Here is a 23,721-nt window from a genome sequence, read left to right on the forward strand (position 1 = left end):
GCTAGCGGTCACTTCACACCACCAAGGAGAAAACAACAATGGCATTGTCCACTGAAGAAGTACTGGCCGGCCTCGCCGAGCTCATCAACGACGAGACCGGCATTGCGACGGACACCGTCGAGCTGGACAAGTCGTTCACCGACGACCTCGACATCGACTCCATCTCGATGATGACCATCGTCGTCAACGCAGAAGAGAAGTTCGACGTCAAGATCCCCGACGAAGAGGTCAAGAACCTCAAGACCGTCGGCGACGCCGTGAGCTTCATCACCAGCGCCCAGGCCTAAACAGCCACCCACCGGGCGAGTAATACGTCTGCGGCTGGCCAGCCGGGTTTCCGGCTGGCCGCCCCCGCGGACTCTGCAGTACATGACAGGAACGTGAAATGACCAGCAAGAAGATCGTTGTTACCGGTATTGGCGCGACCTCCCCGCTCGGCGGAACGGCCCCCGAATCATGGGCTGCGCTGCTCGAAGGCGAGTCCGGTGCCCACACCCTCGCCCACGACTGGGTTGAGCAGTACGACCTCCCCGTGACCTTCGCTGCGGAGGCGAAGGTGCGGCCGGAAGAGGTCCTCGAGCGCGTCGAATCCAAGCGCCTGGACCCTTCGAGCCAGTTCGCCCTCATCTCGGCCCGTGAGGCCTGGGCGGACGCCGGCTCCCCCGACGTCGACCCCATCCGGGTCGGTGTTGACTACTCCACAGGCATCGGCGGCCTCTGGACCCTTCTCGACGCGTGGGACACCCTCCGCGAGAAGGGCCCGCGTCGAGTCCTCCCCATGACCATCCCCATGCTCATGCCGAACGCTGCCGCCGCGGCCATCAGCATGTCCATCCCCTCACGCGCCTATGCCCGTACGGATGTCTCGGCCTGCGCCTCGAGCACCGAAGCCATCGCGAACGCCTACATGCACCTCCAGGAGGGCCTCGCGGATGTCGTGATCGCCGGTGGCACGGAGGCCGTCGTGCATCCGCTCCCCATCGCAGCATTCGCCTCGATGCAGGCTCTGTCCAAGCGCAACGACACCCCGGAGACGGCGTCGCGTCCCTACGACGTCTCGCGTGACGGCTTCGTGCTGGGCGAGGGTGCAGGCACCGTCGTTCTCGAGACGGAGGAGCACGCCCTCGCGCGCGGCGCCCGTATCTACGCGGAGCTCGCCGGCGGAACCGTCACGAGCGACTCCTTCCACATCACCGCCCCGGACCCGGAGGGTTCGGCGGCCGCGCGCGCCATGAAGGCCGCGATCGAGATGGCTGGCGCGGACCTCACCGATGTCAAGCACATCAATGCCCACGCGACCAGCACTCCCGTGGGAGACATCGCCGAGTACAACGCGATGCTGCGCGTGTTCGGAGACCACCTGCCGAACATCGCCGTGTCGGCGACGAAGGCCGCAACCGGTCACCTGTTGGGCGGCACTGGAGCACTCGAGGCGATCTTCACGATCCTCGCGCTCCACAACCGCACAGCTCCCCCGACGATCAACATCACCGAGCAGGACCCTGCGATCCCGCTCGACGTCGTGACCTCGCCTCGGGCGTTGGGCGAGGGCTCGCTGCTCGCGCTGAGCAACTCGTTCGGCTTCGGCGGCCACAACGCTGTCGCCGCGTTCCGCACGTACGAGGGCTAACCCTTCGAGACGCGGCCGTGCCGCTCCTCAGGGACCACCCTTCGAGACGCGGCTACGCCGCTCCTCAGGGACCGCCGGGTCACTTGATCGGGCGGCACCCGTCGTGGATGAGGCACTCGCCGTCGAACTGGAGCAGGTCGTCCTCGTTGACGAGACGCTCGAGCTGTTCGAGATCGATGAGCGGTGGCGCAACCTCAGCGATGAGGTCGTGCAATTCGCGGTTCAGCGTATCCATTTCATCCCACCTTGTGTAGCCAGACAACAGCGGAGTCCTGCCCGGCGTGACGGAACACGTCGAGCTCGTCATCCCACGCCTGACCGAGCGCGAGCCGAAGCTCGCGGTGCAGTTCGACCGCGTTCGCGCCCGCCGACTCCATGGCGAAGCGGATCCGGTCTTCGGGGATGACAGTGTTGCCCACCGTGTCGGTCTGGGCGAAGAAGATGCCGAGGTCGGGGGTGTGCATCCAGCGACCACCATCGGTGCCGAGCCCGGCATCCTCGGTGACCTCGTAGCGCAGGTGCTCCCAGCCGCGGAGGGCAGAGGCGAGCTTCGCACCGGTCCCCCGCGGACCCTCCCAGTAGTACTCGGCGCGCTTGGCGCCCTTCAGTACCGGCTGGTCGATCCAATCGAAGTTTACGGCGCGCTCAAGTGCGCGTCCTGCTGCCCACTCGATGTGTGGGCAGAGCGCGCGAGGAGCGGAGTGCACAAAAAGCACTCCGCGAGCGAGTGGTGCAGTCACGTTGCGCAGTTCAGACATCTCTGCCTCCGTTCTTGTTGGGTGCGACTTCCCCATCGACCCAGGTGAACGGACTGCTTGTGACTTGTTTATGAAGTTGGACGGGTCGAACCTTCAACAAAGGTTGAACCTGCTGGCCTCATTATCGCCGAAGATCCCGCGAAATCACAAGCATGTGATTCAGCGGCGTGGCGAAACCTCAGCTACTTGGCCTCGCCATAGCTCCGCACCGTCGCCACCGTGACGGGAAAGGGGGGCGCGTGATCGCCGAAGAGGAGCCGTCCGGCAGCGGATGCCGCTTCCCTGAGGTGCTGCGCAACGTCCTCCGCCTGGTCCGCCGGGCAGTGGACGACCACCTCGTCGTGCACGAAGAACACGAGGTGTGCGGACTCGGCGAACCACCGGCCGCCCGCGAGAGCGGTCAGCCGCTGGCGGATGCCGGCCATCCAGCACAACGCCCACTCCGCTGCGGTTCCCTGCACAACGAAGTTGCGGGTGAACCGCCCCCACGACCGCGCCTGCGTCCTCGCGATGGTCGCGGTGGCGGGTGTGGCGAGTTCTCCCTGGCCATCACGTTGGGTCTGCTGCCACGCGGCATCCGGGAGCGGCGAGGTGCGGCCGAGGCGCGTGCTCACCTGTTCGCCGCGTTCGCCCGCGCGGGCGGCATCCTCCACGAGACCGATGGCCCGCGGGTAGGCGCGCGCCAACCGGGGCAGCATGCGGCCGCTCTCGCCGCTGGTTCCGCCGTACATTGCTCCGAGCATCCCGAGCTTGGCGTGCTCGCGCGTGTCGACAGCGCCGCTCGCGACGATTCCCTCGTACATGTCACCCGCTGCACCCGCTGCGATCATCGCGGCGTCACCACTCAGCGCGGCGAGGATGCGCGGCTCAAGCTGCGAGGCGTCGGCAACCACGAGCATCCAACCGGGGTCGGCGACCACTGCGCCGCGGATCTGCTTCGGGAGTTGGAGCGCTCCCCCGCCGCTCGTGGCCCAGCGCCCGGTTACGACTCCGCCCGGCACGTAGTCGGGTCGGAATCTCCCGTCAACGATCCAGGACTCGAGCCAGGCCCAGCCGTTGGCGGTGAGCAGGCGCGAGAGCTTCTTGTACTCGAGGAGCGGCTCGATGGCGGGGTGCTCGATCTCCCGTAGCTCCCACTTGGAGGTGGATGTCACATTGATTCCTGCCCCACGGAGCACCTTGAGCAGTTCGACCGGCGAATCGGGGTTCGCGTTCGGCGCCTCGAGCGCCGCTCGAAGCCTCTCGAGGATCTCCTGCATCTTCGCAGGCCGTTCGCCAGGGCGCGGTCGCGGCCCGAGGATCTCCGTGAGGAGCGCGTCGTGGAGACGTGCGTCCCAGGGCAGGCCAGCGAAGGTCAGCTCGGCGGCGATGAGGGACCCCACCGACTCGGCTGCGAGCAGCAGTTCGATCCGGGCCGGCTCCGGGGAACCTGCCACGGCTGCACGTTGCTCGCGGAACTCTGTGAGTGGATCCTCCTCGGCCTCATCGGATGGCTCGTCGAGGTCGAACAGTGCACCGGAGGGTTGGGTTGCCTGCTTGCGGGGGCGATCCCACGAGCTCCACGCCGAGCGGGCAAGGGAGGACTCGGCAGTCAGGTGCGATCGCCGAAGGATCGCGTGGCACAGCCGAAGATCGAAGCAGCGCTCGACCCGTACGCGGGCAGCGAGGAGTCGCGGGTACCACCAGGACGTGTCATCCCACACCCATCGGGGATGCTCGCGCTCACGATCGGCGACGAAGCTTGCGAGATCCCCCACCGTGATCGGTGGCTCGTCGTCGATGGTGGCGGTGATCGTGTCGCCACGGTGGTCGAGGACGATCGTGGTCACGACCGCACCGCGACGGTGCGGCTAGCCGTGGAGAAGCTCACCGTTCTTCGCCATGACGTTCTTCTCCCCTGCCTCGATCGGCACGGCGAAACGATTTTGTTTGGGAGGCAGCGGGCAGTTGAACGCGTAGCTGAACGCGCAGGGCGGGAGAACAGCCCGGTTGAAGTCGAGGGTGATCGTGCCATCCGGGTTGGGGGCCAGGAAGAGGAAGCGACCCACACTGTACGTGGACTCGCCGTTCGTGGCATCCGCGAAGACGAGCTGGAGTGCGCGGCCCGCCTTGAACGCGGCGAGGTTGTAGTCGACGCCATCCTTCGAGAACGTGATCTCGCCGGGGATGACGTGCTCCCTCGTCTTGCCCTCGCTCTTGAGCTGCTCGAAGCCGAGCGTTGTTCCCTCCGGGTTCTCACGGAAGGTGCCCGTGATGATCCAGTCGGGGTTGTAGTCGAAGGCGTCGATACCCCCGAAGTTCTGGATGCCCTCCGAGTTGGCGTCGAAGACACGGAGGGCGTAGTGGCCGTCCTCACCGGCGATGACGAAACCGTTGGTGGTGTCGTTGAAGACGACGCTGCTCGGTTCCGCGGCATCCTTGCCCTTGACGAGCACGGTTCCGTCGACGAGCTCGCCATCAACGAGGATGCCATCGGCCGCTGTTGCCGTGACCGTGAGGCCGCCCTCGGCGGGAGCCCAGCTGCCGGGAACACCCCAGATCGTCTGTTCGCTGTCGATCCACTGGGTGTTCACGAGAGCGAGACTGCCCTGCGGTTGAACCACGGCGAGTTCGCGACGGGAATGGTAGTAGGCGAGCTGCTCTTCGGCAGTCTGGGTGGGGGTCTCGGTCACGTTTTCCACGCTAGCAGCGACCGACGACGACACTCGGGATTCACAGACCCGAGCTTCCCCATGACCATCCACAGACCAGCGCACTCCCGGGTTCGCGAATTCGCGTCGCCTTAGACTGGCCCGCATGCCCGAATCGTGGACCGATCCCGTCATCCGCCAACTGAGGGATCGGACGAGGTGCCCCCGCTGTTCCGCAACGCTGCAGGGACCCATATGTGGTGTGTGTGGCGCGGACCTGGGCGGACAACTCGGGTGGGACATCCTCGCTGCTTCCGAAGCGGCCGCCGTGAGTCTCGACCAGCGCGGTGCTCTTGTGGCGAAGCTGGCGACGGCCGGTGGGGAGGCCGCTGCCCCCGTGGATGTCGCGTCCGTACCCAATGTCCCGGCAGCGGCGCCCGCTGCCGTCCCGGTGACGGCGCCTTCGGCGCCACCCGTTCCCACGGTCCGCACTCCCGCTCCCGCCTGGACCTTCGTTGCGCCCCCGGTCGCGCCGAAGACGTCGCTCAGCCTCCAGTCGGTCCTTGCCGTCGCGGGGGCCGGCCTGGTCGCCGTCGCGGCCATCGTCTTCGCCTTCTTCAACCCCGACCTCGACAGTTTCGAGGCGCGCACCGCGATCATCGCGGCGAGCACGCTCGTCTTCCTCGGTGCAGCGTGGTTGCTCGCTCGGGGAACTCTCCAGTTCTCCGCCGAGGCGGTCGGGGCCCTCGGCACGGTGTTCGTGGGGCTCGACGTCTGGGCATTCACGGAGCCCGCGGCATCCATCTCGGGGACCTTCCTGCTCGCGTCGCTGGGAACACTCGTGTCGTCGGTCGCACTCGTGGGCCTCGGCTACCTCGCGAAGCTTCGAGCCTGGGTCTGGATCGGGTTCGTCGGCCTCCCGATCGCGCTGGTGTTCGCGGGGTTCGGGATCGACCTCGAGAGTTGGGGACCAGTGATCGGATTCATCGGTGCCGGAGCGATTGCCCTCGTTGTCCATCCCGTCGTGTCACGGTTGAGTGCGCGCTTTTCGAGCCCTCTGCAGGCGGACCACGTCACCGCCTTCGTGATTCAGCAGGCGGCGTTCTTCTTCGTGATTGTTCTCCTGCCCTTCAGCGCCGATGGTGTGGAACGCTCGGTGGGTTCGACGATCGCTCTCGCGACCCTCGCCGCCATCGCGGCCGCCTCCGCGCGGAATCTCGCCCCAGCGTGGTGGAGTTGGGCGACAGGTGCCCTCTTCGCATCCTCGCTCCTCGTGCTGGCATTCGGGCTCCCCCTCGACGACGGGTGGATGCTCGCACTCGCGCCCTTCGCCGTGCTCGTCGCCGTGGCGCTCAGCGCGGCCGTCCGCGCCGCCGGTGGCCTCTCCCCCAGCCTCGTGCGCGCGGGCATCTGGAGTGTGGCAGTTGTCGCGGTGATTCCGAGTCTGGTGACCACACTGCCCGTGGTGATGAACGCGGCTCTCGCCGAGGACCTCGTCAGCAGTGTCTCGCCCACCATGGCCACCGCGATGCTGATCGGACTGCTGGTGTCGGCTGGCTCGCACATTCTGTTGCGCCGGGTGGGACGTAGGGACCAGCCACCAAGCGTGCTCGCGCCGGCGTGGACGCCGATTGCCGTCTGGCTCGTGGCGACCGCGGTGGTGCTGTTCGCGACCTTCCCCGTGTTCGCACGCATCACGCACGCGATCCTCTGCCTCGTGATCGCAGTCGGCCTCGCGTTCGCGCTGGCCTACATTCCGTGGGTTCGTGAACGTGCGCTCACGCTGACATCACCGCTCTACGTCGCGGCTCACATTCTCGTCATCGTGGCCGCGAGTGCCAGCTGGAATGACGAGGCGCTCCGGGTTCCGCTCGGCGCTGCATCCATCGGTGTGCTCGCTCTTCTCGCTCGTGCGATGCCACGTCCAGTGCGTCCGGTGTACACGGCTGTGGGCTACTCATGGGCGCTCATCCTGCTCTCCGCAGCCCTCGTTCTGGCCGACCTGGAACTCATCGCGGTGCTGTGCCTCACGACCTCCGTAGCGGCTCTCGTCGCGCTCGTCACCACCATCACGCACTGGCCCAGAATCGCGCACTGGTACGCGATCCTCATCGTGACTTCCGTGCCGTTCCTCATCGGGGTGGGCACGGTGTTCTTTGAGCGCAGCGGCTGGACCGGCCTGAGCACGTCGGTGATCGTCGGTCTGCTTCTCGTCGTGCTGTTCAGCAGACGGGAGGGACTCACGCGATTCCTCCGAACGTCCGCGGCCGCACTCGTTGTTCCCGCGGTCTCCGTGGCGGTGATCTCGCTGGCTGCGCAGTTCCTCGCCGTCAGTGCCTCCCCGATCACTCTCCCGATCATCGCCTCGATCGTCGCGTGCGTGCTTCCGGCGACCAATCTTGTCGGCGTCGCGCTCCAGCGTCTCGGCGTGAGCGATGTCGATGCCCGTTCTGCTCGAATCGCCCTCGAGATCTCTTCGCTCGTGACCGCTGCGGTCGCCGTCCTTCTTGCCCTCGTGCGCGCGGCGGCCGGTCTTCCTACAACCCTCATCGTGCTCGTCATACTCGGAGCCGGCGCAGTGGCGACCGCCCTCTTCGCCCGTAGACGCTACGGCTGGCCCCTCGCGGGCATCGCCTTCACCGGTGCGCTGTGGTGCCTGTGGGCGCTCAACGGTGTGACGGGCCTCGAGCCGTACCTGCTACCGCCCACTCTCGGTGCCGCAGTCGTAGGGCTTTTCCTCGTAGCGCGAGGTCTCCCGGGCTTCGGACTCTCCGCCACCGGACTGTACGCTGCCGGCCTCACCACGGCACTCGCACCCATCCTGGTCACGCTCGTCGCCGTCGGTTCGGAGGGTCTCGTTCCTTGGCGCACGTGGCTGCTCCTCGCATTCGCCGCCGGATTGACGCTGTTCGCGGCGTTGATACCCGTGCTCACGAGGTGGCGCTGGTTGTCGCGGATCGGCTCGCTGCGGATGCCCTCGCTCTTCGTGGCACTCATTGCCGCGGCATCCGGTGTTGTGCAGTCCGTGCGGTTCGCACTCTCGCTCGATGGTGCTTCGGCGGGTGACCCGGGCGTGATGTGGCTCGTACTGGCCTACACGCTCACGTCGACGGTGATTGCGATCGCGATCGGAGTGCTCGTCAGTCGGCGATCGGATGCCACGTGGTCGGCGCCCGAGCGTCTTGCGCGTTCCCGGTGGCTCTTCGTGCCTGCCGTCGTGTTCCTCGTCGGGCCGATCACTGCCATGCGGAGCGGATGGCTCCCCATCATCACGCTGCTGACGATCAGTATGGCCCTGCTCGCCCTCATGATCGTGACCGCTGCTCTCGCTCGCACCCGGTCCGTCGTGCTTCCCCCCGTTGTCGTCACGTTTGCTGCGGCGTGGTCCGCGGCCGTGGCGAGCTGGTCGGCGCGCGATCTTCGGGTCGAGGCCTACTCGCTGCCGTTGGGCTTCGCCCTGCTGGCCGTCGGCGTCATCGCCCTGTGGCCGCAGCGAGAGGAGCGCGGTACATTCTGGAGCTGGCCGATCGGGTACAAGGGTTCCTGGAGGTTGCTCGCGCCCGGCATCGTCGTGATCTTCCTGCCGTCGATTCTCGCTACAGGAACCGACCCGCGAACCGAACGCGCGATCCTCGTGATCGTGCTCGCTCTGGTGGCGATCATGATCGGAAACCTTCGACGCCTTGCTGCCCCGTTCATCCTCGGCATCATCGTTCTGCCGATCGAGAACATCATGGTGTTCGCGGTCCAGGTTGGGCGGAACATCGGTGCGCAGCCGTGGTGGATCACCCTCGCGACTGCGGGCGCTGTGCTTCTCGTGCTCGCGGTCACCTCAGAACGCAGAGTGGGTCAGGGCAAGGGGGCCGCGGCTCGGATGCGGGACCTCACCTAGGCCGGATCTCAGACGAACAGGAACGTCGCCGACGCGAGTAGGGACACGCCAAAAAGGACGATCACCGTGTGTCCTCGTTCGGCGAGGATCGGACGTTCCAACACTCGTGCGCGGCGCATCACGAACCAGTACGCGGCCGCCAGTACCAGCATTGCCAGCGTGATCACGCGCACGGCCGCCGTCGGTTCGCCGCCGGCGATGATCGGGCCGACCTGGTACAGGGCGATCACACCCCAGGGGACGATACCCACGGCAGCCCCAAAAACGAATGGCCAGGTGCCCTCCTTGGATGTCTCGTGGGACACGAGGAAGAGACTCGCGCCGGCGGTCAGTGCGTAGAGGGCTACGAGAGCCGCGACATCCTGAACTCCGTTGAGTTGCGCAACGAGAAAGACGATGATCGCCGACACCTGCGACCACTCGATCCAGCGCAGTTGGCGCGAAGGCCAGCGAACGGCGACTGCGGAACACAGCGCACTGAATCCGAGGAGCACGACCGTTGCGACTCTGAGGTCGACGCTGGCGAGGGTGTCGCCGCCGAGGAAACCTGCTGTCACGGGCATCCGGATCGGCTCGGTCGTCGCGTTGAGCAGAGCGAGCGCGACGGCCTGGGCGCCGAGGACGACCTCCGCGAGAACGTGGAGCCTGCGGGTAGTCACACGTCCACAGTAGGCGGCGTCGGGTCCAGACCGAGAGTGTCGGCAGCGGCTAGCAGCCGCCCGCTTCGGTCAGGCGCTCAATTGACGGTGAGACCAGTTCTTCCAGTCCGGCCTGATCGAGCTCCGAGGAGTACGACAACAGCGAGACCTCCAGGATCAGATCCTCACATGAGACGAGCATGTTGCTGAAGGTGAAGTCACCCAGATCGTCGGATGACCGCGATTGGTACGCGAACGAGTCGTCGCCCACGAGAGTGATCATCGCCCCGTTCGGCACCGCGCCCGACTGTGGGGCGCACGGAGCGAGAGCACCCCGAAGTGCTTCGACACTCTCCGATGCTTGCCCGTCCACCCGCTTGACCACGAGCGCCACGGTCTCATCTGGACGATCGAGGAACTGGGATGCGTGATCGAGCGTTTGCAGGTCGGGCCAGTCGTAGGGTGCGCCAGTGCAGTCGTCGGTTTTCCCGTCCACAGGACCATCGTCGGGCGTAATCGTCCAACCGCTCACATCCTGCTCGGTCATGAGCAGGTTCGTAATCTCGCTGTCGCCGGGATCATTTCCTGTCGACGACGTCGCGCAACCGGCGAGAGCCACGGGTGCGGCGAGAAGCACAACGAACGCACGAACAAGAGGCGGCATGAGTCAATTCTGGCGGTCTCGCAGCGTGGGCAGCGCCACCTCGAGCTGGCCTACTGGTTGAGCTCGAAAACCCAGTCGATCAGGACGAGCCCAGGACCGAGGAGGGCCCAGATCGTCACCAGCGTCACGGCGATGGCAAGCACCAGGAGGCCGATCGAGTAACTCTTGCCGCTGCGGCTCGCCCACAGCCACGTCCGAAAGACGAACGCAATGACCGCGAGTGCCGCTAGGAGCAGCGCGAAGCCCACGGCCGCTGCCGCGAATATCGGCCGAACCGAGTCAGAGACCGCCCAGCCGATCATCCCGGCGAATAGTCCGGACACGATCAGCACGACGACCCCGGCAAACGATCTGGATGCCACGTCCTTCCAGAACGACTCGGAGCGAACCCACTCCTCCATCCAGGTGCGCGGGTTCTCAGGCTGATTGGTCACGGCGCGATCCTATCGGCGGGATGCACGTGTGACAGAGCGCGACGGAGAATGGCTGCATGACACTCATCCCGAGCATCGACTTCGCCTCTGAACTCGAGCTAGTTGAAGATCACTGGACTCCAAGAGTCGTCGGGCAGGTCAACGACCAGTACGTGAAGGTCGCGAAGCTCCTGGGCGAACTGGTCTGGCACGCTCACGAGGCTGAGGACGAGATGTTCATCGTGCTCTCCGGACGTCTCCGTATCCAACTGCCCGATGACCAGGAGGTGGTGCTCACGCCGGGGCAGTTCTACGTCGTCCCGCGAGGCGTGCAGCACAACCCGATCGCCGAGGAAGAGGTGCACATCGTGCTGATTGAGACGGTCACCACGGCCCATACTGGCGATGTGATCGTGGAGCGGACCGTGCCGATTGAGCGGCAGTTGGGCGACAGGTGAGGCAGATCCTCGTGAACTCGTTAGAGGTAGATTTCGATGCGATGTGTCTGCAACGTGTCGCGCTGGCTGGGCCGGGCAAGCGTGGTAGGAGCAGTCGTACAGGTGGTTTCTGGTCAAGCCACTGTCTTCTCGGGCCGCTCGGTTCCTCACCCCCGCCCGAGGAGTATCGGCCCTGAGCCAACAGGGGCGTGGAGGCGAGATCACCGAGGACTCTGCACCAAGCCGCCGATAAGACTGCAGCAACGCCTTTCTTCCATAGGGCGGGACTAATCGAGGTAGCAGTGCCCTAAGCGGATTCCGAATTCCTTGCACTCCAGCTCTCCAGCCCTGACTGCTGCCACGCTTGCGACCAGCCCGGCAGCCCCGCTGGTGGCCCGCTCAAGTTGAGTGCAGCGACGAATCCCTCCAAGCTGTCGCCCGCCCAATACCGCTGAGCAATGTAGGTTCTCAAGAACTTGAACTGGCGCAGCTCTTCACCTTCGGTAGCCAAGCCGTCGCCAACGGGCTTGATGGGAGACCACACCGGATTGGCTCCGCCTGGGAGGCTGACAAAGATCGATGGGTCGGCCTTGCAACGAAGGCAGTCCCCTGCCCAAACCAGAGAGACTCCCCGCACTTCCCAGTAGGACACCACCCAGTCCGGCCACGTCGCCGGGTCCAGCGTCAACGTGACCCAATCGCCTGACTGCACTTCGAGGAGGTCAGACCATATGTCCAGCATGTCGTCGCCGTGGCCCAAGTGGGGCTCTAGATAGGCAAGTATCGCTGCGCGCGTCCGTTCTTGCGCCAGTCGAATCTCACCGCCGTTCGCCTCACTCACAGCGCCCACCGTATCAACCCGTGAGCAGGGAGTCGCGGAATACGTAACGCTGTTTGTCCTAGAACACTTGGCAGAAACTGCCCTGGCTCACGTCTTCGTAAGAGTGGTCGTCCTCCCCGCTATGCATGCCGGCCTTGGAGAACTGTTGGAGTGCTCGTGATCTGACGCTTCGGAGGCACCGAAACCCGCGTGGGTTTTGGTAGGGCTGTAGAGCTTCGGTAGATCCTTGACGGTCCTGGGTCGGGTGATGCTTGACACTCTCGTGGGTAGGTTAGGCCCCGCGTGGGGGCATCGAGAAGGCTCTCTTGACCCGAACCTCCTTCCCTGGATTGTCGCGGGCGGCGGTCTTGAGGAGCTCGTTGCCGTCCCAGATCTGCAGGAGCTCTCCGGTGACGTGGATGTCGACTTTGGCGCCAGCACGGTGCTTGCCGACCGAGATCTGCTGCCATGCGACACAGACGACCCCGACCGCTGACACGGTTCGAGTGACCCAGTCGTTGCCCGCGCGATCCTGGTGCAGCGCGGAGTCATCGACGGTGAGCGGCACATCTGCTGCCAGCGATGCGGCGAACCGGGCCGCCGGGGTTTGCATCTTCAACGATTGATGCGGGCGTTCATGGTTGTAGTCAGCAACCCACTCATCCAGCTCGGCTTGAGCCTGCACCAGCGTCGAGAAGACCTTCCCGGTGAGGAACTCTGCCCGCAACGACCGGTGGAACCGCTCGATCTTCCCCGTCGTGGTCGGTGACCGCGGCGCGGTCAGGATGTGATCGATGCCGTTCTCCCGACAGATGCGATCAAACAGCACCTCCACCGGTGGCTGGTTAAAACGGCCCGTGAAGACCTTCCCGTTATCGGTCAGGATCTGACCCGGCAACCCGTGCTTGCGCAACGCCTCGACCAAACCGTCGCAGACGTTCCTGGCGATCTCGCGACGCATCAACTTCGCCGACACACACAACCGGGAATGGTCATCAACCCCGGTCAGACACTTCACCGTCGACCCGTCTGCCAGCAGAAACCCGCCCACGATGTCCATCTGCCACAGCTCCATCGCAGACCCGCGCTCCCACCGCTTCCAGGTCTCCTTCCGCTTACGTCTTGCGCCCGGCCCAATCAGACCCGCCCGCCGCAACGCCCGATACACCCCAGACCCCGACGGCACCGGCACAACACCACGCTTGCCAACCTCGAACACCAACCGCCGCGGACCCCAACCCCGATGCTGACGCCTCAACTCCAGAACCAACGCCTCCACCTCGGCAGGCATCTGCAACGGAGACAACACCGGCCGATGCGACCGATCCGTCAACCCCGCTAGTCCCTCAGCCTCATACCGGGCCAACCAAGAATGAACACTCTGACGGGAAACACCCCACTGCGCCGCAACCTCCGACACAGTCCGACCATCCGCAATCACAGCCAACACGGCCTGATACCGCTGCTCCGACACACTGAACTCCCTCAACATAGAGAGAGTGTCAAGCATCACCCGAAGGCACTGTCAAGCATCAACCGAAACACTGTCAACCATCACCCGAAGACCAAACGTCAACAATCAGGCGAAGTAATACACTAATTTGGTAGGGCGGACGGGACTTGAACCCGTGACCGACGGATTATGAGTCCGCTGCTCTAACCAGCTGAGCTACCGCCCCGCGCCGGACGCTCGCGCGCGGCGGATACCCACGATACCGCGCCCCGAGTGCGCTAAATGCAGCCGCGCCTAGACTGACGCCATGACGGACCTCAGCCCCGAGGCAGTGGAACACAGCGACGGTCTCGAACCGAGCCCACCGTGCGAGACGTGCGGCAGCCCCAAGGAACTGGTCATGCTCGAGCGATTCACCGGGTGGTGGTGCCGGTCGTGCGCTGAGCAGGCGGCAGGAACGAGCGCGTAGATCGATAGTGCGGTTGGCTCCGGGCCCCGGTTGCGGTCGGGGTGGTCAGAAGGGTGGTGGATCGCCGCGGGTGGTGTGACCGGTGGGGCTGGTCCAGGTGATGCCGGTGGCATCCCTCGTCAATGACCACTTGGTGTGGTGCTTGACCCGATGGTGGTTTCGACAGAGCGGACCCACATTCGCATCGGTGGTGGTGCCGTTGTCGGCTTTGGCGATGGTGTGGTCGATGTCGCACTCGGCGGCGGGTCTGCCACAGCCGGGGAAGTCGCAGATCGGGTGCATGAACCTCTGCCATCGCAACAGGTCCGCCGGGATGTGCTCGGGGTTGCGGTCGATGTCCAGAACGGTGCCGGTGATCGGGTGGGTGAGGATGCGCGTGAATGACGGGGCGTGACCGGCCAGACGGCGGGCCGTGTCTGCATCGATCGGAGTGAGACCGTCGAGGGTGCCGGGGGTGTCCTCCAAACCCAGCAGGGTCATCACCGGCACGGTCACGGCAATAGAGACGCCGGTGCCTCGCGTGTTCGCGCTGCCGAGGACGCCACCGAGGAGGTCTGCTGCAACATCGGCGCGCAGTTGGTTCAGGGTGCGGGTCTCACCGGGGACCTGGAGGTTTCGGGCCATCCGGTCGATAGTCGCGAACGCACGGCGACACTGTTCGATGGTGAGGTGAAGGTTCAGCCAGGCCATGCCGTCGACGGCGGGCTCCATCCACACTCGACGCTCCTTCGCGGCACGCTGGTGTCGTTCGGTGAGGGTTGCTTGGTCGAGACGGGACGCCACCGCACGAGCGCGCGCACGGAACCTCGGCGGGGCCAGCAAGCGGTGCTCGGCCATGGCGGTGTCGAAGGCATCCCACGCGTCTTCGGGAAGGTGGGCGACCAGGTCTGCGACGGTGCGGGCATTGGGGACGGCGAACTCGCCCTCCCGGAACCATGCCCACACGTGCGGAGTACGAGTGCGGAGCAGGCCTGCTTCGTGGGCGTGGTTGCGGACCGCGTTCTCCGTCATGCCCAAACGGACGGCCAGATCGGCGGCGGCTGCCCGCACCGCGAGTTCGGACGCGTTGTCGGTCGGGCGAAGGTTCTCGACGAATACGTCAGGGAAGTCACTTGCCTCGCGGAGGGTGTCGGCGATGGCCGCCCACTGCTCCGCGATGGCGCGGGTGGCCGACAACTGGGCTACTTCGGCTCGGGCCATCCCGAACAACACCCTCGTCTCGGGGAAGGTCTCGTCGAGGAGCAGGGGCGGCTCCGCGGCGGCGAGACTTGGGGTGTTCATGCCTCTAGTTGAGCAGAGGCCGCTGACATTGTTCGGCGCTAGGACAGCGGGGTGTGACTAAGTCGGGGTGAGTAATACGGAGGTGAGGTTTCGATGACGCCGGGCTTCGCCGCGGCTACTCAACCCACAGGAACCACCTGGTTTCGATGACGCCGGGGCTGCGCCCGCGGCTACTCAACCAGCAGAGAAGTCGAGGCTTACGTAGGGCCGAGGGCTCAGTACCTAAACCGACTCGCCGCGGTAGAGGGCCTCGAAGGTGTTGAGGGTGCGCTGGATGTCGTGGGCCTCCACGATTGCGAGGCTCTCGCGCTTCATCCGCTGCAGGTCCTCCTCGGGCATCGTCAGCACACGTGTCAGCTTGTCCGCCAGGTCGTCGACGTTGCCGGGCTCGAACAGGAAGCCGTTCTCCCCGTCGTGGACGAGGTGCGGGAGGGCCATCGCATCCGCCGCCACGATCGGAAGACCCGACGCCATCGCCTCCATCGTGGAGATGCTCTGAAGCTCAGCGATCGACGGCATGGCGAAGACCTTGGCAGAAGTCAGGGTCTTGCGGAGATAGTCGTCGGTGACCTTGCCGTCGAACTGAACTCGATCGGCGACGCCCAGCTGAGAAGCGAGCGCCTTCAGCTTGTGCTCCTGGTCACCGGTGCCGAGGATCTGCAGGCGCGCCTTGAGGTCGGGCGAGAGCTTCGCGAAGGCGCGAACAAGCTTGTCGATCTGCTTCTCGTCGACGATGCGGCCGAGGAACACTATGAGGTTCTCCGCGTTCGGCTCGAAGTTCGGCGTGTAATTGTGGGCGTCGATCCCACAGGAGATCGCGAGGACTCCGCGCACCGACGTGTTCCTCTCCAGGTACTCGGCGGCCTTCTGCGTGGGGGTGCTCACCCGCTCCGCGCGACGGAATGACCGATCCGCCGCAGCCCACGCCTCCCGAATCGCCCAGCGCTGAAGGAACGGCGGAATGATGTAGGTGTGATCGAGCAGGTTCTCGGGCATGAAGTGGTTGGTGCCGATCAGGCGGATGCCCCGCTTCTCACCCTCGATGGTGAGACCTCGACCGACCACGATGTGGGACTGGAAGTGGATGACATCGGGCTTCACGAGATCGAGGATGCGAGCCGACTCCCGCCGGACCTGCCACGGCAGCATGAAGCGGAACGTGGGGTGCGGGTACCAGCGCCACGAGCGCACACGGTGAACCGTCATGTGTTCCCCCTCATGCACCTCGTCGATCGCACCGAGCCGCCCGTCGTAGGACGGAGCCATGATGTGCACGTCGTGTCCGCGCTGAACGAGGCCGGCAGCGAGACGGGCGATGAAGCTCGCCGCGCCATTGATCTCGGGCGCGAACGTATCGGCGCCAATGAGGACGCGAAGTCGCGGCTTCTCCTCGCTGGAAGAGGGTCGCGGGGTTGCTACCACGGGAAGGCGATGTCCTTTTGTCTGGGGGCGAGAAGAGGTCTCGACCACGTCAGCAGTGCGCTCGGCACTGCCGTATAACCTACCTCACGAGTCTTTGGAGGCCCCGTCCGCCGCGTCGGCGACGGACGTATTCGCCAGGGCCTGCGGATGGTGGCGAGCCAGAGACAGCACGCCGTAGACCGCCACAGCGGCAGCGATCACGAAGGCGATGATCGCCCACACGGGCGCCCCAGCGGCCTCGCCCAGCACGACGATGCCGATCGACACCGCGACGAGCGGATCGATCACAGTGAGGCCCGCAACAACGAGGTCCGGAGGGTTCGAGGAGTGTGCCGTCTGCACGAAGTACGTGCCGAGAAGACCCGCGGCGGCAAGACCCACAATGCAGAGCAGGGTGAGGATGTCGGCCGACCCGATCGCGTAGTCGGGGATCGACAGGATGGTACGAACCCGATCGATCACGACCTTGGCGAGCGTCACGACGAAACCGAAGAGCACACCCCCGGCGATCACGTAGAAGATCGGACGCGGCGTACGCCCGCGCATGAAGAGGAAGAGCCCCACGAACACGATCAGCACGACGGCGAGCGTGATCAGCACGGTCACAAGTTGAGTCGCGGTGATGGGGTGCGTCTTCGCGACGAACGCTGCGATGGTGACGAACGCGCCGATACCCACGACGCAGATCACGATCGCGCGGATCGACACACGATCGAGAGGCACCTTCGTGACCTTGGAGTTCACGATCGCGGTCACGACGAGGGCGACTGCACCGAGCGGCTGGACGACGATGAGGGGCGCGAACGCGAGGCTCGTGAGCTGCAGCACGATCGCGAGTCCCAGCAGAAGAGTGCCGATGACCCACGACGGCCTGGCGAGGAGTGAGCGGAGCTGTCCGAGGCTGAGGCCCGTCGTGCCATCCGTCGTGGATGCCGCGTTCACGAGGCCGACACCACGGTGCTGGAACTGCGTACCGATGGCAAGCAGCACCGCCGCGATGAGCGCCAGGGGTATGCCAATCGCGGCCGAGGAGTCCAGCGTCAGCTGATCGGCAATATCTTCCAGCTCAGGAGGCACCCGTCGAATCTACCTGCTCGGTCCCGGATATTCTGGGCGAATGGCCGTGCTCCCGATACGAATCACAGGGGACCCCGTTCTCCACACCGTCGCCTCCCCCGTCGAGGAGATCACGGACGAAGTCCGTTCCCTCGTCGCCGATATGGTCGAGACGATGATCGCTGCGCCGGGGGTCGGGCTGGCAGCACCCCAGGTGGGCGTGGGCTCCCGGATCTTCGTGTACCGCTGGCAGGACGATGACGATGTGCTGCACGAGGGAGTGGCCATCAACCCGGAGCTGTGGCTTGCGCCCACTCCTCTCGGCGAGCCCGACGAGGACGAGGAGTCGGAGGGCTGCCTCTCGATCCCGGGCGAGCGATTCCCCTTGCGTCGCTCCCCCGCCGCCATCCTGCGGGCCACCAACCTGGACGGCGAACGCTACGAGGTCGAGGCTGAGGGATGGCTCGCACGCATCTTCCAGCACGAGTACGACCACCTCGACGGCGTGCTCTACGCCGACCGACTCGACCACCCGCACGGCAAGGCGGCAGCGAAGATCGTGCGCAAGCGCGGCTGGGGTGTTCCCGGGCAGGAATGGATGCCAGGACTCGACGATCTCGAAGGCTGAGCGAGTCCAGCCCTAGGCCATCCCCGCGTACAGCCGCAGCATCGCAGCGACGAACGCGGCAGCCACGATCACAACGATGAACGGCACGCGCAGAGCGAAGAGACTCGCGGCCACGAGGATCGCGGGAAGCCGGGCATCCACGACGATCGCCTGGCCCTGGCCCACCGTCTGCACCACGACGAGAGCCGACAGCAGAGCGACCGTGAGCAGGTTGGCGACACGCGACGGCGTCGGCCGCGTGGCGAACGACGGCGGCACGAGGTAGCCGACGAGCTTCAGCGCAAGCACGATGATTGAGGCCAGGAGGATGGTCTGCCAGACGGTCATGCCGGGCCCTCCGTGTCTACGGGAGTCGCGGCATCCCGCGCGTCACCCTTCGGGCGCAGCAGGTTCGGGATCCCCACGGCAAGCGCCACGACGGCAGCAGCGATCACGGGAATGCCGGGCGGCAGCGCCGGCGTTAGTACGGTGGCGACGACCGCAGCCCCGATGGCGACGACAACGGGCTGCAGCTGTCGAAGTCTGGGCCAGAGCAGTCCGAGGAAGGCTGCCGCGGCCGCCGCATCCAGGCCGTATTGACGAACGTCCCCGAGCAGATCGCCGACGAGGGCGCCGGCCAGAGTCGTCAGGTTCCAGCCGAAGAAGATGATGCCGCCCGTCCACCAGAATCCCGTGCGCTGCGCCTCGAGCGACTCCTGGGCGGTTGCCACGGCCGTCGATTCGTCGATCGTCCAGTGAGCGGCCAGCACCTTCTTGGGCCACGGGCCGCTGATCATGGGCGCCACGCGGAGCGCGTACAGGGCGTTGCGCGTGCCGAGCAGGGCCGCGCTCGCGACCGCGGGGATGCCCGCGCCGGCACCACCCGCGGCGAGAACTCCGACGAGTGCGAACTGCGAGCCACCCGAGAACATCAGCAGGCTGAGCACACACGTCTGCCAGACATCGAGCCCGGATGCCACGGCCAGGGCCCCGAACGAGAATCCGTACGCCGCGACAGCGAGCCCGACCCCCACCGCTGAGCGGAACGCGGCCTGAGCCTCCGGCGTGCGAGCCATGACGAACGACATCTCCCTCCTGACCGTCGCGATCGGCGATGGCCAGAAGGGAGACTCTACCTGCCTAGCGCTGGCCGGGAACGTTCGACCTCAGCACCTCGAGCCGAGCGCGGTACTCCTTCTCGTCGATGTCGCCCTGGGCGAATCGCTCGGCGAGGGTGGACTCCGCACTGCGGGCGGCCCAGGCTCCCGGGTAGTGTCCGGGGCCCCACCCTGCGCGCGCCCAGCGGCGTCGACCGAGGCCGACGAACAGGGCGATCAGCGCGAACCAGAAGAGCGGGATGAGGAAGAGGAAGATCCAACCGAAGCCGAAGCCGAAGCCCGGGCCGTGCTCGGCGAGCTGCGTCGCGGCGAGAGCGAGTGAGGGAGTCATGGGGTGTCCAATCGTGACGATCAGTGCCCGGGAGGGCTCCCGAGCGTCTGTATCCAGCCTCGCGATTCACGACCAAGCACACATCGGCCGGGTGGCGACACCTGGGCTACTCCCCCGGACGTACCAGTCCGGTCTCGTACGCCACGACGACTAATTGCACCCGGTCCCTGGCCGCGAGCTTCGACATGATGCGCGACACGTGCGTCTTCGCCGTGAGGGGGCTCAGGAACAGTTCGCGCCCGATCTCGTCGTTGGTCATACCTCGGCCGACGAGGGCGAGCACCTCGCGCTCGCGCTCGGTGATGGCGGAGAGGATCGTGGCATCCGGCGCCTCATGGAGCTGGCTCGAGATTCGCTCGAGCAGTCGCCGCGTCACGCCGGGGCTCAGCAGAGCGTCGCCGGCAGCGACCACACGCACGGCACGGATGAACTCTGCGGGCTCGGTGTCCTTCACGAGAAATCCACTCGCACCAGCACGGATGGCACGGCCGACGTATTCGTCGAGCTCGAAGGTCGTCACGATCACGATGTGGGTCTCCGCGAGTTCCTTCTTCGCCACGAGCTGCTCGGTCGCCCACAGGCCGTCACCGTCGGGCATCCGGATGTCCATGAGAACCACATCAGGACGGGTGCGCGTGACGACGGAGACCGCCTCGGCAGCGGTTCCCGCCTCACCGACGATCTCGATGTCTGGCTCGGCCTCCAGCAGGCTGCGGAAGCCTGCACGGATGAGCTGCTGGTCGTCGGCGATCACCACACGGATCATCGGCTCTCCTTCGTCGGGATCCTGGCGCTCACGCGCGTACCGCCGAGCGGTGACGCGGAGTGCGTGAGGCTGCCACCGAGGAGCTCGGCGCGCTCGCGCATCCCGAGGATGCCGCGCCCATCCCCCGCAGACTCGCCCTGCAGCCCAACGCCGTCATCGTCGACCGTGAGCACGTAGTCGGCGCCCTCCAGGTGCAGCGAAACGACAGCCCGCCCGGCACTCGAGTGGCGGACGATGTTGGTGAGCGACTCCTGAACGATCCGGTATAGCGCAAGCTGAACTGCCTGCGGCGCGTTCTCCACGTCCGAGTCGAGCGTGACGTCGATGCCCTGCGACGTGACGGATGCCACGAGCCCCGGCAACCGCGACAGGTCCGGCTCCGGAACCAGAGGAGCATCCGGGTCCCGATCGCTCGACCGGAGGACGCCGAGCACGGAGCGCACCTCGTCGAGCGCCGTCTTACTCGTCTCCTTGATGCTGGCGAGGGCCTCGGCCGCTTTGTCCGGCTGCTTCTCCATGAGGTGGAGACCAACTCCGGCCTGCACGTTGATCTGGCTGAGCGAGTGCGCGAGAACGTCGTGGAGTTCGCGAGCGATGCGCACTCGTTCGGCCTGGGCTTCGGTCTGGCGCCGCTGCGCAACCGTCCTGCGGTAGTCGGCGAGCATCTCGCGACGGCCGCGCATCGCCTCCCCGACGCCGAAGACGAGCAACAGGCCGAAGGTGGTGATCGCGACCCCGACCGGACTCCACTCGCGCCCCAACAGGAGTCCCAATCCGAGTGAACCCGCCCAGACGATGCCCACGCTCAACCACGCCCACGCCCGCGCTCGACGGACGAGCGCGCCTACGACAGCAAAGGCGAGCGCGAAATAGGGCGGACCGCCCATGCCCTGAGTGATGAAGAAATCGACGCTGCCGAGAAGACTCACGACGAGCACGACGGGCCCAGGAAAACGCCGGGCACCAAGCAGGGCGAGCGGCCCGGCCAGGGCAAGAAACACGCCGACCGCTTCCCGCGGCGTGGGCCCCTGGGCGAGGAGCCAGTACAGGCTGCTGGGCACCTGCAGCACGAGGGAGACGACGACCGGGATGAGCAAGCGTGCTCGCGCGGACACCCGCCGGCGGGGTTCCGGCCAGTCGTAGGCCCAGCGATCGTGCCAGCCTTCTGGTGCGCCATCCCATCGCCCGCGCCAGTGGGCACGGTTGGAGCGAGGATCACGCATGCCTCGATGCTATGCCCGCAGTAGCACCGCGCCATCGGCTGCCGGGTGCTCGATACGTACTCCCGTGGGAGTACGACTTCTTCACACGTCCGTGGGAGCTCGCCGACCGGAAAAGTAAAAACCCCCAGTCGTGGAGGACTGGGGGTTTAGCTCCCCGAGTTGGACTCGAACCAACAACCTATCGGTTAACAGCCGATTGCTCTGCCAATTGAGCTATCGAGGATCGCTTTTCAGCTTGTCCACTTTAGCAAAGGAACGGGGGTCTCCAAATCCACTCCAGCTCCGGGGCAAAAACCCCTAGTCAGAGCGGGAGAAGGTACGAAGGAGACGGTGCGGGCGTCGGGTCGGCGACGAGCACGGGCATCCCGTCGACGCCCAGACGGAACGTCGCGACCGAATTCGAGAGCTGGTTGGAGACGTGCAGGAGGTCGCCGTGCACGACGGAGTGCCGTGGCCAGTCCCCCGCGCACGAGACGGCACCCACGGGTGTCACCTCGCGGCCGTCGGTGCTCGCGTGGAGCACCGCGATCTGGTTCGACCCGCGCAGACCGGCGTAGACGAACCCGCGGGGTCCGAAACTGATCGCCGCCGCCTGATCGGTCGCGACACGACCGGGGAGGGCGACGGATGTCACGCCGCGAAGCCCCGAGCGGTGGCGCTCGAGCACGTGCAGGTCCTTGGCGTGCTCCCCCAGCACGTAGATGAGGCCGGACGGGTGCCGGACGATATCGCGCGGACCGGTGCCGGCAGGGAGTGCGAACTCCCCGGTGCGCGCCAGCCGGCCGCCCTCCACACGGTGTATGAAGATCCTGTCGGCTCCGAGATCCACCGAGAGGAGTGTCGAGTCGTCGAGCAGGAGACTTGCGTGGGCGTGCGGGCCGTCCTGGGCGGGATGGGGTCCGGAGCCGCTCCCGGGAATGAGTTGCTCCAGGCCAGCCACGGCACCGGCCGTGTCGAGCGCGATGACACCGAGGTCACCGGTCATGTAGTTGGCGACGACGAGCACTCCGTCAAGCAGCGTGAGGTGGCAGGGCGAGACGCCGCCGGAATCCACAACGCCGTCCTCGCGCAGGCTCTCCCCGTCACGCAGGAACGAGCGAACGCGTCCGCTCCCCTCCGCCACGGAGTAGAGGTGCGACTGTGAGCTCACGAGGTAGGCCGCCGACGGGGCCTCGACGACGAGCGGGCCCAGCTCGAGGCCGCCGTCGGGGCGCGACGACATGATCGAGATACCGCGGGCGGTGCCATCCTGATCGCTCCCGAACCCCCCGAGCCACCAGCTCGTCACGGGTTCGGCGCGAGGTAGCTGAGAGTTCCCGAGAGACTCTGGACGTAGGGATGCGTCGAGGTCTCGAGCACCGCATCGAGCTCCCCCGCACCCACGATGAGACCCCGGTGCATGACCGCGACGTGCGAGCTCACGCGACGCACCTCGCCGAGGTCCGCGGTCACGATGAGGGCGGAGAACGCCTGCTGCAGCTGCAGTTCGACGAGTGTGTCGAGGATCGATGCGCGGACGGTGACGTCGATGCCCGCGGTCGGGTCATCCGCCACCAGGAGAGCGGGCTCGAGGATGAGGGCTCGTGCGATGGCAACGCGCTGGCGCTGGCCCTTGCTGAGTTCGTGGGGGTACTTGTTCATGGTCGAGAGCGGAAGGCGCACCGCATCGACGAGGGTCGCTACGGCCCGGCCGGCTTCGTCCTGGTCGAACCACCGGTCGCGGGCGAAGATCGGCTCGGCGATGTTCTCGCCCACGGTGAGACGCGGCGAGAGGTGGTCACCGGCCTCCTGGCGCAGGTACCCGACACCGAGACGCAGCAGGCCGCGCTTACGGGCACCGATCCCGCGCACCGTCGTGCCGAGCACCTCGAGTGTTCCACCAGTAATCCTGGGCGAGTCCTCGTCGCGGCGATCCGCCTCGAGCGCAACCGCCTTCGCGAGGGTCGACTTGCCCGAACCGGTCTCGCCGACAACAGCGACGACCTGGCCGGGAACGATGTCGAGGTCAGCGCCCTCAACCGCGATCGTGCGCGTCTCCGGGTTGTCCGACGTGTAGCGCATCGTCAGGTCGCGTGCGCGAACGGCGAGCTGCGGCACGGCGGGGGAATCCATG

General features: G+C 66.1%; 25 protein-coding genes and 2 tRNA genes. 6 read left to right on the forward strand and 21 right to left on the reverse strand.

Annotation, left to right across the window (positions count from 1 at the left end; translation table 11 throughout):
* Positions 1–38: 38 nt before the first annotated feature.
* Together HDC94_RS10365 and HDC94_RS10370 are read left to right on the forward strand one after the other, a co-directional pair.
* Positions 39–287: an acyl carrier protein gene (locus tag HDC94_RS10365; RefSeq protein WP_179497287.1), complete on the forward strand. Its 249-nt coding sequence runs from the start codon at positions 39–41 to the stop codon at positions 285–287.
* A gap of 98 nt (positions 288–385) precedes the next feature.
* Positions 386–1,630, forward strand: a complete 1,245-nt coding sequence (locus tag HDC94_RS10370) for a beta-ketoacyl synthase (protein ID WP_179497289.1) — start codon at positions 386–388, stop codon at positions 1,628–1,630.
* Between the two features lie 79 nt (positions 1,631–1,709).
* Here the strand turns inward: HDC94_RS10370 and HDC94_RS10375 are convergent, their stop codons facing one another.
* From HDC94_RS10375 to HDC94_RS14905, 4 genes are all read right to left on the reverse strand, one after another.
* Complete coding sequence (locus tag HDC94_RS10375) at positions 1,710–1,865, reverse strand: hypothetical protein (protein WP_179497291.1); 156 nt, start codon at positions 1,863–1,865, stop codon at positions 1,710–1,712.
* 1 nt (position 1,866) lies between these two features.
* Positions 1,867–2,388, reverse strand: coding sequence for a DUF3145 domain-containing protein (locus HDC94_RS10380; RefSeq protein ID WP_179497293.1), 522 nt, complete (start codon positions 2,386–2,388; stop codon positions 1,867–1,869).
* Positions 2,389–2,570: 182 nt separating this feature from the next.
* Complete coding sequence (locus HDC94_RS10385; RefSeq protein WP_179497295.1) at positions 2,571–4,217, reverse strand: bifunctional 3'-5' exonuclease/DNA polymerase; 1,647 nt, start codon at positions 4,215–4,217, stop codon at positions 2,571–2,573.
* A 21-nt stretch (positions 4,218–4,238) separates the two neighbouring features.
* Positions 4,239–5,060 carry a DUF1684 domain-containing protein gene (locus tag HDC94_RS14905; protein WP_308495700.1) on the reverse strand — a complete coding sequence of 274 codons (822 nt, stop codon included), beginning with the start codon at positions 5,058–5,060 and terminating at the stop codon, positions 4,239–4,241.
* 286 nt (positions 5,061–5,346) lie between these two features.
* Between HDC94_RS14905 and HDC94_RS10395 the strand changes: the two genes are divergently transcribed.
* Positions 5,347–8,910, forward strand: coding sequence for an SCO7613 C-terminal domain-containing membrane protein (locus HDC94_RS10395; protein WP_179497299.1), 3,564 nt, complete (start codon positions 5,347–5,349; stop codon positions 8,908–8,910).
* A gap of 8 nt (positions 8,911–8,918) precedes the next feature.
* On the opposite strand, the gene HDC94_RS10400 is transcribed toward HDC94_RS10395, so the two are convergent.
* From HDC94_RS10400 to HDC94_RS10410, 3 genes are read right to left on the reverse strand one after another with little or no spacing between them, the layout of a single operon-like run.
* Positions 8,919–9,569: a hypothetical protein gene (locus HDC94_RS10400; protein WP_179497301.1), complete on the reverse strand. Its 651-nt coding sequence runs from the start codon at positions 9,567–9,569 to the stop codon at positions 8,919–8,921.
* 49 nt (positions 9,570–9,618) lie between these two features.
* A complete protein-coding gene (locus HDC94_RS10405; RefSeq protein ID WP_179497303.1) occupies positions 9,619–10,212 on the reverse strand; it encodes a hypothetical protein in 594 nt (197 codons plus the stop codon).
* 50 nt (positions 10,213–10,262) lie between these two features.
* The gene (locus HDC94_RS10410; RefSeq protein ID WP_179497305.1) at positions 10,263–10,646 is read right to left on the reverse strand and encodes a hypothetical protein; all 384 of its coding nucleotides are present in this window, start codon (positions 10,644–10,646) and stop codon (positions 10,263–10,265) included.
* A 56-nt stretch (positions 10,647–10,702) separates the two neighbouring features.
* Here HDC94_RS10410 and HDC94_RS10415 point away from each other — a divergent pair, with 56 nt between their 5' ends.
* Entirely contained in the window at positions 10,703–11,083 is a 381-nt protein-coding gene (locus HDC94_RS10415) for a cupin domain-containing protein (RefSeq protein WP_179497307.1), read from the forward strand.
* Between the two features lie 286 nt (positions 11,084–11,369).
* Here HDC94_RS10415 and HDC94_RS14450 read toward each other — a convergent pair whose 3' ends face one another.
* The 3 genes from HDC94_RS14450 to HDC94_RS10425 all read right to left on the reverse strand — a co-directional run bounded on the left by HDC94_RS14450 (position 11,370) and on the right by HDC94_RS10425 (position 13,561).
* Positions 11,370–11,903: a hypothetical protein gene (locus tag HDC94_RS14450; protein ID WP_218870551.1), complete on the reverse strand. Its 534-nt coding sequence runs from the start codon at positions 11,901–11,903 to the stop codon at positions 11,370–11,372.
* Positions 11,904–12,174: 271 nt separating this feature from the next.
* Positions 12,175–13,371, reverse strand: a complete 1,197-nt coding sequence (locus tag HDC94_RS10420) for an IS481 family transposase (protein ID WP_179499023.1) — start codon at positions 13,369–13,371, stop codon at positions 12,175–12,177.
* Between the two features lie 113 nt (positions 13,372–13,484).
* Positions 13,485–13,561, reverse strand: a tRNA-Ile gene (locus HDC94_RS10425).
* A gap of 81 nt (positions 13,562–13,642) precedes the next feature.
* On the opposite strand from HDC94_RS10425, the gene HDC94_RS10430 reads away from it, so the two are divergent.
* The gene (locus tag HDC94_RS10430) at positions 13,643–13,804 is read left to right on the forward strand and encodes a hypothetical protein (RefSeq protein WP_179497309.1); all 162 of its coding nucleotides are present in this window, start codon (positions 13,643–13,645) and stop codon (positions 13,802–13,804) included.
* A 45-nt stretch (positions 13,805–13,849) separates the two neighbouring features.
* Here HDC94_RS10430 and HDC94_RS10435 read toward each other — a convergent pair whose 3' ends face one another.
* From HDC94_RS10435 to HDC94_RS10445, 3 genes are all read right to left on the reverse strand, one after another.
* The gene (locus HDC94_RS10435; protein WP_179497311.1) at positions 13,850–15,085 is read right to left on the reverse strand and encodes an HNH endonuclease signature motif containing protein; all 1,236 of its coding nucleotides are present in this window, start codon (positions 15,083–15,085) and stop codon (positions 13,850–13,852) included.
* Positions 15,086–15,307: 222 nt separating this feature from the next.
* Positions 15,308–16,507, reverse strand: a complete 1,200-nt coding sequence (locus HDC94_RS10440) for a glycosyltransferase (RefSeq protein ID WP_308495701.1) — start codon at positions 16,505–16,507, stop codon at positions 15,308–15,310.
* Positions 16,508–16,591: 84 nt separating this feature from the next.
* On the reverse strand, positions 16,592–17,584 hold the full coding sequence (locus HDC94_RS10445; RefSeq protein ID WP_179497313.1) for a multidrug DMT transporter permease: 993 nt from the start codon (positions 17,582–17,584) through the stop codon (positions 16,592–16,594).
* A gap of 40 nt (positions 17,585–17,624) precedes the next feature.
* On the opposite strand from HDC94_RS10445, the gene def reads away from it, so the two are divergent.
* A complete protein-coding gene (gene def / locus HDC94_RS10450) occupies positions 17,625–18,191 on the forward strand; it encodes a peptide deformylase (RefSeq protein ID WP_179497315.1) in 567 nt (188 codons plus the stop codon).
* A gap of 12 nt (positions 18,192–18,203) precedes the next feature.
* Here the strand turns inward: def and HDC94_RS10455 are convergent, their stop codons facing one another.
* The 8 genes from HDC94_RS10455 to HDC94_RS10490 all read right to left on the reverse strand — a co-directional run bounded on the left by HDC94_RS10455 (position 18,204) and on the right by HDC94_RS10490 (position 23,720).
* A complete protein-coding gene (locus HDC94_RS10455; protein WP_179497317.1) occupies positions 18,204–18,518 on the reverse strand; it encodes an AzlD domain-containing protein in 315 nt (104 codons plus the stop codon).
* On the reverse strand, positions 18,515–19,258 hold the full coding sequence (locus tag HDC94_RS10460) for an AzlC family ABC transporter permease (protein WP_179497319.1): 744 nt from the start codon (positions 19,256–19,258) through the stop codon (positions 18,515–18,517). Before HDC94_RS10460 ends, HDC94_RS10455 begins: the two co-directional genes overlap by 4 nt.
* Before the next feature lie 52 nt (positions 19,259–19,310).
* Positions 19,311–19,619: an SHOCT domain-containing protein gene (locus HDC94_RS10465; protein WP_179497321.1), complete on the reverse strand. Its 309-nt coding sequence runs from the start codon at positions 19,617–19,619 to the stop codon at positions 19,311–19,313.
* 106 nt (positions 19,620–19,725) lie between these two features.
* Complete coding sequence (locus HDC94_RS10470) at positions 19,726–20,385, reverse strand: response regulator transcription factor (protein WP_179497323.1); 660 nt, start codon at positions 20,383–20,385, stop codon at positions 19,726–19,728.
* Complete coding sequence (locus HDC94_RS10475) at positions 20,382–21,608, reverse strand: sensor histidine kinase (protein WP_179497325.1); 1,227 nt, start codon at positions 21,606–21,608, stop codon at positions 20,382–20,384. Before HDC94_RS10475 ends, HDC94_RS10470 begins: the two co-directional genes overlap by 4 nt.
* 150 nt (positions 21,609–21,758) lie before the next feature.
* A tRNA-Asn gene (locus HDC94_RS10480) sits at positions 21,759–21,831 on the reverse strand.
* A 78-nt stretch (positions 21,832–21,909) separates the two neighbouring features.
* Positions 21,910–22,896 (reverse strand): beta-propeller fold lactonase family protein, encoded by a 987-nt coding sequence (locus HDC94_RS10485; protein ID WP_179497327.1) that lies wholly within the window; start codon positions 22,894–22,896, stop codon positions 21,910–21,912.
* Positions 22,893–23,720, reverse strand: a complete 828-nt coding sequence (locus HDC94_RS10490) for an ATP-binding cassette domain-containing protein (RefSeq protein ID WP_179497329.1) — start codon at positions 23,718–23,720, stop codon at positions 22,893–22,895. Before HDC94_RS10490 ends, HDC94_RS10485 begins: the two co-directional genes overlap by 4 nt.
* Between the last annotated feature and the right edge of the window lies 1 nt (position 23,721).

The sequence above is a fragment of the Leifsonia sp. AK011 genome (assembly GCF_013410945.1).
GTDB lineage: Bacteria > Actinomycetota > Actinomycetes > Actinomycetales > Microbacteriaceae > Rhodoglobus.

What these genes read in the sequence shown, in the direction of transcription:
- HDC94_RS10465 (WP_179497321.1), bottom strand. Translation starts at nt 19,619, where the DNA reads ATGACTCCCTCACTCGCTCTCGCCGCGACGCAGCTCGCCGAGCACGGC.
- HDC94_RS10430 (WP_179497309.1), top strand. Translation starts at nt 13,643, where the DNA reads ATGACGGACCTCAGCCCCGAGGCAGTGGAACACAGCGACGGTCTCGAA.
- HDC94_RS10475 (WP_179497325.1), bottom strand. Translation starts at nt 21,608, where the DNA reads ATGCGTGATCCTCGCTCCAACCGTGCCCACTGGCGCGGGCGATGGGAT.
- HDC94_RS10405 (WP_179497303.1), bottom strand. Translation starts at nt 10,212, where the DNA reads ATGCCGCCTCTTGTTCGTGCGTTCGTTGTGCTTCTCGCCGCACCCGTG.
- HDC94_RS10490 (WP_179497329.1), bottom strand. Translation starts at nt 23,720, where the DNA reads ATGGATTCCCCCGCCGTGCCGCAGCTCGCCGTTCGCGCACGCGACCTG.
- HDC94_RS10455 (WP_179497317.1), bottom strand. Translation starts at nt 18,518, where the DNA reads ATGACCGTCTGGCAGACCATCCTCCTGGCCTCAATCATCGTGCTTGCG.
- HDC94_RS10470 (WP_179497323.1), bottom strand. Translation starts at nt 20,385, where the DNA reads ATGATCCGTGTGGTGATCGCCGACGACCAGCAGCTCATCCGTGCAGGC.
- HDC94_RS10370 (WP_179497289.1), top strand. Translation starts at nt 386, where the DNA reads ATGACCAGCAAGAAGATCGTTGTTACCGGTATTGGCGCGACCTCCCCG.
- HDC94_RS10375 (WP_179497291.1), bottom strand. Translation starts at nt 1,865, where the DNA reads ATGGATACGCTGAACCGCGAATTGCACGACCTCATCGCTGAGGTTGCG.
- HDC94_RS10365 (WP_179497287.1), top strand. Translation starts at nt 39, where the DNA reads ATGGCATTGTCCACTGAAGAAGTACTGGCCGGCCTCGCCGAGCTCATC.
- HDC94_RS10380 (WP_179497293.1), bottom strand. Translation starts at nt 2,388, where the DNA reads ATGTCTGAACTGCGCAACGTGACTGCACCACTCGCTCGCGGAGTGCTT.
- HDC94_RS10435 (WP_179497311.1), bottom strand. Translation starts at nt 15,085, where the DNA reads ATGAACACCCCAAGTCTCGCCGCCGCGGAGCCGCCCCTGCTCCTCGAC.
- HDC94_RS10415 (WP_179497307.1), top strand. Translation starts at nt 10,703, where the DNA reads ATGACACTCATCCCGAGCATCGACTTCGCCTCTGAACTCGAGCTAGTT.
- HDC94_RS10460 (WP_179497319.1), bottom strand. Translation starts at nt 19,258, where the DNA reads ATGTCGTTCGTCATGGCTCGCACGCCGGAGGCTCAGGCCGCGTTCCGC.
- def (WP_179497315.1), top strand. Translation starts at nt 17,625, where the DNA reads ATGGCCGTGCTCCCGATACGAATCACAGGGGACCCCGTTCTCCACACC.